The organism is Microcystis sp. M165S2, from assembly GCF_020245885.1.
GTDB lineage: Bacteria > Cyanobacteriota > Cyanobacteriia > Cyanobacteriales > Microcystaceae > Microcystis.
Genome location: NZ_JADBTZ010000311.1, coordinates 1 through 3,631 on the forward strand (window position 1 = coordinate 1; position 3,631 = coordinate 3,631).

General features: G+C 43.0%; 3 protein-coding genes and 1 pseudogene. 3 read left to right on the forward strand and 1 reads right to left on the reverse strand.

From position 1 onward, the window contains the following. Window positions 1-129: 129 nt before the first annotated feature. A pseudogene (locus tag IM479_RS23080) lies at window positions 130-313 on the forward strand (hypothetical protein). 445 nt (window positions 314-758) lie between these two features. Then, window positions 759-1,169, forward strand: a complete 411-nt coding sequence (locus tag IM479_RS15450) for a VOC family protein (protein ID WP_287684692.1) — start codon at window positions 759-761, stop codon at window positions 1,167-1,169. On the opposite strand, the gene IM479_RS15455 is transcribed toward IM479_RS15450, so the two are convergent. Continuing rightward, window positions 1,136-2,320 (reverse strand): class I SAM-dependent rRNA methyltransferase, encoded by a 1,185-nt coding sequence (locus IM479_RS15455; protein WP_287684693.1) that lies wholly within the window; start codon window positions 2,318-2,320, stop codon window positions 1,136-1,138. The two genes, IM479_RS15450 and IM479_RS15455, sit on opposite strands and share 34 nt — an antisense overlap. A gap of 186 nt (window positions 2,321-2,506) precedes the next feature. On the opposite strand from IM479_RS15455, the gene IM479_RS15460 reads away from it, so the two are divergent. Then, the gene (locus tag IM479_RS15460) at window positions 2,507-3,301 is read left to right on the forward strand and encodes an MlaE family lipid ABC transporter permease subunit (protein WP_286826084.1); all 795 of its coding nucleotides are present in this window, start codon (window positions 2,507-2,509) and stop codon (window positions 3,299-3,301) included. The last annotated feature ends 330 nt before the right edge of the window (window positions 3,302-3,631 follow it).

The window sequence follows — 3,631 nt, forward strand, 5'->3', positions numbered from 1 at the left end:
ATTGTCGGTAAACACCTGGTCGGCCTGTCCCAAAGTTTTTTGGCTGATTGACGACTCCTATCTCCTAAATAGGGTCTGCTGAAAAAGTTTTTCGGTGGGGGTTGGGGGTTGGGGGTTGGGGGATGGGGGATGGGGGATGGGGGATGGGGGATGGGTTTTACCGATTTTCAGGTGGTCAACTACCTAATTTTCAGGGAAAAAGTACCTGAATTTTCCCCCCGATCACTCCCATATCCGGTACTTTTTGATTGACAAAAAGTCTAAAAGTCTGATCCAACAAGGTTTTCAGATTTATTCAGCTAACCCTAGGTAGGGTTTGCGGCAAAAAGTTTTTCGTGGGGACAGGGTGTGGGGTGTAGGGTTTTACCGATTTTGAGGGGGTCAATTACCTAATTTTCAGGGAAAAAGTACCTGAATTTTACCCCCGATCACTCCAATGGTTGGCACTTTTTGAGGTCAAAAAAGTCTAAAAGTCTTACCCAACAAGGTTTTTATATTTATTCAGCAAACCATAGGTATTTTAAAGAGCTTACTACCGAGGGAGATATAGCAAATAATGGGTTATTTAGGACGCTTTCAATTTTCAAACTCTTATCTGAACAGGGTTTCAGCGATGGATTGTCCTAAGCACCTTGGTCTTTGCTATAGAAAGTCTGACAATGGACGCGACTACTATTGGCAGTACAACGGACTTGACATCCTCACCGCACTGAAGTAGATCTTTTGGGCAATCTCCCATCTCCTAATCCCCAACCCCAATGAATAACCCCCCCGATAGTCCATTCAATTACACAGAAGCTTTTATTGCCCTAGGAACGAGTAATTTCGATCGCTCGGTGCAGTTTTATCGTCAACTGTTGCAACAGGAACCAAACCCCTACCTTGCCGCCGTTTATGCGGAATTTAGGCTGATGAACCTTAAATTAGGTCTTTTTTGCCCTAAAGAGTCCCACAGAGACGAATTTAGCGATTCTAGGGGCAGTGGCATGAGCATTTGTTTCGAGGTGGAGAGTCTCGAAAAAGCCCTCGATCATTTGAGCGAAATCGGCTATGGTGCTAGGGGAGAAATTAGCCAGGCTTCCCACGGTCCGGAAATCTACATCTATGATCCGGATGGTAATCGTTTAATTTTCCATCAATCCACCGCTAAAACCAATCCTTTCAGGTAGGAACCTTCCGAGTGATAGATACTGGTGGGATGGTCCGCCGGTTGGCTTAAACGTGCTAAAATTCGCACTGGGCGAGCCGATTCAATGGCGGCAGCCATGACAGCACCCTGAAAATGTTCTTCGTTAACCACTTGGGAACAGGAAAAGGTGAAAATAATACCTTGCGGGCGAATTTTCTGGAAAGCTTGGTAATTTAATCTTTTATAAGCCATAACCGCCTGATGACGGGATTGGATACTTTTGGCAAAAGCGGGGGGATCGAGGACAATCAGATCGTAATCCTCCTGACAGTCGCGCAGGAAGTTAAAAACATCGGCGCTGTAGGATTGATGGGGAACTTCACCGAGATTATTCAGGGCGATATTTTTTTCGGTAAGATCGATCGCACCGTGGGAACTATCAACGGAATGGACTAGGGCAGCCCCCGCTTGCATAGCATAGACGGAAAAGCCGCCAGAGTAACAAAAAGTATTTAAAACCCGTTTATTCTGGCAATATTGGGACAATATTGCTCTATTTTCCCTTTGATCGAGGAAAAATCCTGTTTTTTGTCCTTTTTCCCAATCAATAATAAAGCGGTGGCCAGATTCTAACACCTCATCGCCAGTTTTTTGACCAAATAAGTATTTATTTTCGGAGATATGGGCGCTTTTAGCCAAAACCGCGGCACTTTTATCGTAGATTGCCCGTAAATTGTCAGCGTAGATAGTTTTCAGGCAATCGACAATCAGATCGAGACGTTGGTATAAAGCTAGGGAATAAGCTTGAATAACCGCCGTGCCATTGTACCAATCGACGATTAAACTGGGTAAACCGTCTCCTTCAGCGTTAATTAAGCGATAACAGTTAGTTTTCGGGTTATCGACTAAACCGATTTGTTGCCGCAGCTGATAGGCATTCTGGAATTTTTCGCGAAATAATTGAGCAATATCGCTGACTTTTTGGAAAGAAAGAATTTTAACGGCAATATTGCTAGGATTATACAGTCCAGTGGCTAGATATTCGCCTCGATCGCTATAAACCTCCACGATAGCACCCTCTTTGACTTCCCCCTCCATCTCTTTAATCGCTCCGGAAAATATCCAAGGATGGAATCGTTTAACGGCATCAATTTTATGGTTTCTCAGGATAATTTTCGCTAAATCTGGCATGGATAAAGAATCAGGGTTGATAGCTGACGACTACTAGACAATTCTATTATCCCCTGCTGGCAGCGCAAAACCATGGTTTGTTATCCCTCGATCGAGTGGCATCAAACCAAGTCCTAACAATCGAGGGATAATCAGAGGGAATTCTCGCCTATAATAAGTTAGATTTTAGCGATAGTCCCTCGACAAATGCCAAGAAAAAGTGATGCTGCCGGTGGTTTAAGTTTATGGTTCCAGCGTTTGGGGGCTGCTGGTTTATTAGCGGGACAAACTTTTTTACATATTCTTAATGGCAAAATCCACCGGCGTAATACTCTTGAACAAATGAGTATTGTTGGGCCAGAATCCTTGACAATTGCCCTAATTACGGCTGCTTTTGTGGGTATGGTTTTCACTATTCAGGTAGCCAGAGAATTTATTTTTTTTGGGGCGGGTAGTTTTGTTGGGGGAGTCCTTTCCTTGGCTTTAACAAGAGAATTAGCCCCGGTTTTAACCGCGGTGGTGGTGGCGGGGAGAGTTGGCTCGGCTTTTGCCGCCGAAATTGGTACAATGCGAGTAACAGAACAAATTGACGCTTTATATATTTTAAAAACCGATCCGATCGATTATTTGGTCATTCCCCGGGTGATTGCCTGTAGTTTAATGTTACCCCTGCTCACTATTATCTCTTTAGTCACTGGCCTACTCGGTGGTTTATTTATTTCCGATAGTCTTTACGGTATTTCCTATTCCCTATTCTTACAATCAGCCCAAAATTTTCTGGAAACATGGGATTTAATTAGTTCTATGTTAAAGTCCCTAATTTTTGGGGTTTTAATTGCTATTATCGGTTGCAGTTGGGGTTTAACCACCACCGGCGGTGCTAAAGGAGTTGGTCAATCTACTACCACGGCTGTGGTAACTTCTTTGTTAGCGATTTTTGTGGCTAATTTTTTCCTCTCTTGGCTGATGTTTCAAGGGACAGGTAATGTGGAAATCGGCTAAGACAGTAAACAGTGATCAGTAAACAGTAATCAGTAATCAGTAATCAGTAATCAGTAATCAGTAATCAGTAATCAGTGCCAAGAAAACGGCAATTTTCTACTTAGGGCTTGCTGAATAAATCTAAAAACTTTGTTGGATAAGGCTTTTAGACTTTTTTGACCTCAAAAAGTGCCGGACCTGGGGGTGATCGTAGGGCTGTTTCATTCTCCCATCAGAATATCAAAAGTAAAAGCGATCACTGTCAGGTAAAATGAGAAGTGACCGGCAATTTTTAAAATATATGTTGAGCTTAATAGAAAAACTGAAACAAGTCAAGGACTTTCGGAAAGA

Excerpts from the sequence above, each read along its gene's own strand:
- IM479_RS15450 (WP_287684692.1), top strand. The coding sequence starts at position 759 with ATGAATAACCCCCCCGATAGTCCATTCAATTACACAGAAGCTTTTATT.
- IM479_RS15460 (WP_286826084.1), top strand. The coding sequence starts at position 2,507 with ATGCCAAGAAAAAGTGATGCTGCCGGTGGTTTAAGTTTATGGTTCCAG.
- IM479_RS15455 (WP_287684693.1), bottom strand. The coding sequence starts at position 2,320 with ATGCCAGATTTAGCGAAAATTATCCTGAGAAACCATAAAATTGATGCC.